Raw genomic sequence first — 4,228 nt, forward strand, 5'->3', positions numbered from 1 at the left:
GACCATCCGGGGAGATTCGAGCGGTGATTGTCTCTTGATATGGTCGCTGGCGGGCTGGTGGCGTCTGTTTGGGGAGATTTGTGGGCTGTGGCTCTCCCGACGTGGACGCTACAGGGGTGGATGCCGCCTAAGCGAGGGGCAATACGGCGGTTCCGCCCATGGCGGCGTGAAGGACGAAAATCATTGCCGCTGATTCAGCGGCGGTTCCGTTCCTGTGAATGGTTCCGTCCTGTGTTCATGAGTGGATTCACTCCGTTCCCATGAGCGGTTTCGTCCCGTACTCATGTGGCGGTCGGCGTTCCGTGTTGACATGATGGTTCCATGTCGGTGCGACGGGTCGCTATAATCGCGTGCATGAGTGAATTTCGTGGTATGCGCAATGTGGCGGATGAGACCTCAGGGGGGAATCTTGGAAATCGGCAGAACGATATTCGTAATGGATACCCGGCGGCGAAACGCGTAGCCAAGGAACGTGTGTTCCATGGAGACAAGTTCGTAGACCATTACGAATGGCTGCGCGACAAGGAATCGCCGGAAGTCCAGGATTATGTGGCCGCGCAGAACCGGTATTGCGAACAGCGCATGGCGTCGTTGAAAGGCCTGCGCACGACCCTGTTCGAGGAATTCAAATCGCATGTGCAGGAAACCGACATGTCGGTGCCGACGCGCATGGACGACTACTGGTACTTCACCCGCACGAAGCAGGGCGAACAGTACGCGGTGCAATGCCGTCTGCCGATCCGAGGCGAGGACGACTGGGATCCGCCGGTCATCAAGGCGGACCAGCCGATCGACGGCGAACAGGTCGTATTCGACACGAACGTCGAGGCGCAGGGGCACGACTTCTTCCGCATCGGCGGCATGGACATCTCCAAAGACGGCCAGTGGATGCTGTACGGCGTCGACACCAGCGGCGACGAGCGCTACGACTTCCGCATCCGCAATCTGACGACGGGTGAGGAGCTTCCCGACGTGTTCGAAGGCATCGGCGGCGCCTGTTTCACACCGGACGCGCGGTGGGTGTTCTATGTGCTGCTTGATGACGCATGGCGTCCATGCGCGGTGAAACGCCACCGCGTCGGCACGCCGGTCTCCGAGGACGTGGAGGTCTACCGCGAGCAGGACGAGCGCTTCTGGGTGGGCATCGGGCTTTCCTTCGACGAGCGCAACATCGTGATCGGCACCGGTTCGAAGACCACCACCGAGGTGCTGCTGCTCCCCACCGATACGCCGGAAGGCGAGTTCCGCGCGTTCATTCCGCGCGAATCCGGTGTGGAATACGATGTGAGCTTCTCCTGCTTCGAAGGTGCCGGCGAGCACGGCGAGGACATTCCGCTCGCGGTCGTGTACCACAACGCGTTGAATCCGAACTTCGAGATCGATGTGATCGACATGCGCTCGCATGAGCCGCCATACCGGCTTGGCGAGGGCGTGCGCGTCGCCGTCGGCTCGCCGTACGGGTGCGAGCATGGCGACGATGTGGAGCCTGGCGCCTCCCGCATGCCGGTCGGCACGCCGTATTCCAACGATTGCAATCCCGGCATTCTCCAAGGCGCGCATGGTTTGGGCATCGAGGGGATATCGATCCACCGGTATTTCGTCGCGCTGCAGTACCGCGCCGAGGGACTGCCGCACGTCGCGGTGATGACGAAACGCGCCGCGGCCGAGGATTTCCTCGCGCGCAGGCCATGGCGTTTCACCGAAGTCGTTCCCCACGCGTTGGAAGGCGATTGGGACGTCGACGAATCCGTTGACGAGATCAACGAGGAACGCGTCGAGGTATGGGGCAAGCTCGACGCGCTCGCCGCGGCGCAGGGCAAGGGCTCGGCGGTGCATGGCATCTCCCGCAAGGGCATGACGTCGTCCGATGGTGCCACGGCCGATCGCATGCCCGGGGAGACGCGGCGCCTGTACGCCATCGGCGTCGGCGGCAATCCGTCGTATGACGCGCCGCGCATGCGGTATTCGTTCGCCAGCTACACGCGTCCGGGCGAGCTGCACGACATCGATCCGGCCACCGGCGAGGACCGTCTGCTGAAACGAGCGACGGTGCTTGGCGGATTCGATCCGCGCGATTACATGGAACGCCGCGTATGGGCCACCGCGCGTGACGGTGAGCGCATACCGATTTCACTGGTGTGGCGGCGCGATGTGCCGGCCTGCGATTCGGCGATGTTCGTCACCGGCTATGGCGCGTACGAGATCAGTTCCGATCCCGGGTTCGCGGTGTCGCGCATCAGCATGCTCGACCGTGGCGTGCTGTATGCGGTGCCGCATATCCGCGGCGGCGGCGAAATGGGCCGCGCATGGTATGAGCAGGGGCATCTGCTCAACAAGAAGCATTCCTTCGAGGATTTCGTGGATGCGGTCCGCGCGCTGCAACGCGAGGGGTTGGCGTCACCGTCCCGCACCGTGGCGAACGGCGGTTCCGCGGGTGGATTGCTGATGGGTGCCGTGGCGAACATGGCTCCGGAATGCTTCGCGGGCATCGAGGCGGATGTGCCGTTCGTGGACGCGTTGACTTCGATTCTCGACCCGTCGTTGCCGCTGACCGTCACCGAATGGGATGAATGGGGCGATCCTTTGCACAACGCCGACGTGTACCGGTACATGAAGGAATACACGCCGTATGAGAACGCGCCGGAATCCCCGGACGACGACCGCGTGAAGGTGTTCCCGAAGGTGTTCATCACCACGTCGATGAACGATACGCGCGTGCTGTACGTGGAGCCGATGAAATGGCTCGCGCGGCTGCAGCGCGCCGGTGTGGACGCCGTGGCGAAAATCGAGGTCGAGGCGGGTCATGGCGGCACGTCCGGACGATACAAGCAGTGGGAGGAGGTCTCCTACGAGAACGCGTGGTGCCTGAGTGTGATGGGCATCGTCAACTGACCGCGTCGGGCATGCCGTGGCAGGGGACCCGCCACGGCGTGTCCATTTGCTGAGCTGTTTTCGTTCGCATGATGAATCTCTGACTAGAGTCACGAGCTATGAGTGAATCTGCAAAGAAGTACACCATCGCCGTCATTCCGGGCGATGGCATTGGCAAGGAAGTGACTCCATGGGCCCAGAAGGCTCTGGAGAAGGCGGCCGAAGGCGTCGCCGAATTCGATTACGAGAACTTCGACCTCGGTGCCGAACGGTATCTGCGCGATGGCGCGATTCTTCCGGAAGAGGAAGAGGAGCGCATCAAGAAGACCGACGCGATTCTGCTGGGCGCCGTCGGCGATCCGCGCATCAAGGCAGGCATCCTGGAACGCGGCCTGCTGCTGAAGCTCCGTTTCGACCTCGACCAGTACGTCAACCTGCGTCCGTCCAAGCTGTACAAGGGCGTCACCTCCCCGCTCGCCAACCCGGGCGACATCGACTTCGTCGTCGTGCGTGAGGGCACCGAGGGCCTGTACTGCGGCGCCGGCGGAGCCGTCCGCCGCGGCACTCCGAACGAGGTCGCCACCGAGGTCTCCATCAACACCGCCTACGGCGTGGAGCGCGTGGTGCGTTACGCCTTCCAGCTGGCGATGAAGCGCCGCAAGCACGTCACCCTCGTGCACAAGAAGAACGTGCTCGTCAACGCGGGCGACATGTGGCAGCGCATCGTCAACAAGGTGGCCGAGGAATACCCGGAGGTCACCCACGACTACCTGCACATCGACGCGACCACCATCTTCATGGTGTCCAACCCGTCCCGCTTCGACGTGATCCTCACCGACAACCTGTTCGGCGACATCATCACCGACGAGGCCGGTGCCGTGGTCGGCGGCGTCGGATACTCCGCATCGGGCTGCATCAACGCCTCCAACGAGTACCCGTCCATGTTCGAGCCGATCCACGGTTCCGCCCCGGACATCGCCGGGCAGAACAAGGCCAACCCGACCGCCGCCATCCTGTCGGCCGCCATGCTGCTGCGTCACCTCGGCTTCGACGACGCCGCGGCCAAGATCGATGCCGCCGTCGAAGCGGACATCGAGGAGCTCGGCTCCACCACCCGCACCACCGACGAGGTCGGACGCGACATCCTGGCGCGCATGTGACATGCGTCTTCCGATATGAAAACGGTGCCTTCCCGGTACGCTGTACGGGAGGCACCGTTTTTCGTATATGCGCGACGCGCGCCTTATGCGGTTGCGGACGTTTTCTTGGAAATCGAGCGCAGGGATTGATTTTCGTACGTTCGATTTTGGAAGACTTGGAAAAGGCGGCGGGGCATTCCGCCGTGTGGACGATCAGG

2 protein-coding genes are annotated in these 4,228 nt (G+C 62.9%); both read left to right on the plus strand.

Going from position 1 to position 4,228, the window contains the following annotated elements; translation table 11 throughout:
• Positions 1–381: 381 nt before the first annotated feature.
• Positions 382–2,892 carry a S9 family peptidase gene (locus tag B3C64_RS01280; protein ID WP_414632141.1) on the plus strand — a complete coding sequence of 837 codons (2,511 nt, stop codon included), beginning with the start codon at positions 382–384 and terminating at the stop codon, positions 2,890–2,892.
• Positions 2,893–2,990: 98 nt separating this feature from the next.
• Positions 2,991–4,031 (plus strand): 3-isopropylmalate dehydrogenase, encoded by a 1,041-nt coding sequence (locus B3C64_RS01285; RefSeq protein WP_291533185.1) that lies wholly within the window; start codon positions 2,991–2,993, stop codon positions 4,029–4,031.
• Positions 4,032–4,228 lie beyond the last annotated feature (197 nt).

The sequence above is a fragment of the Bifidobacterium sp. UBA6881 genome, from assembly GCA_002451435.1.
Taxonomy (GTDB): Bacteria; Actinomycetota; Actinomycetes; order Actinomycetales; family Bifidobacteriaceae; genus Bifidobacterium.

Coding starts and splice junctions, on each gene's coding strand:
- B3C64_RS01285 (WP_291533185.1), top strand. CDS start 2,991: ATGAGTGAATCTGCAAAGAAGTACACCATCGCCGTCATTCCGGGCGAT.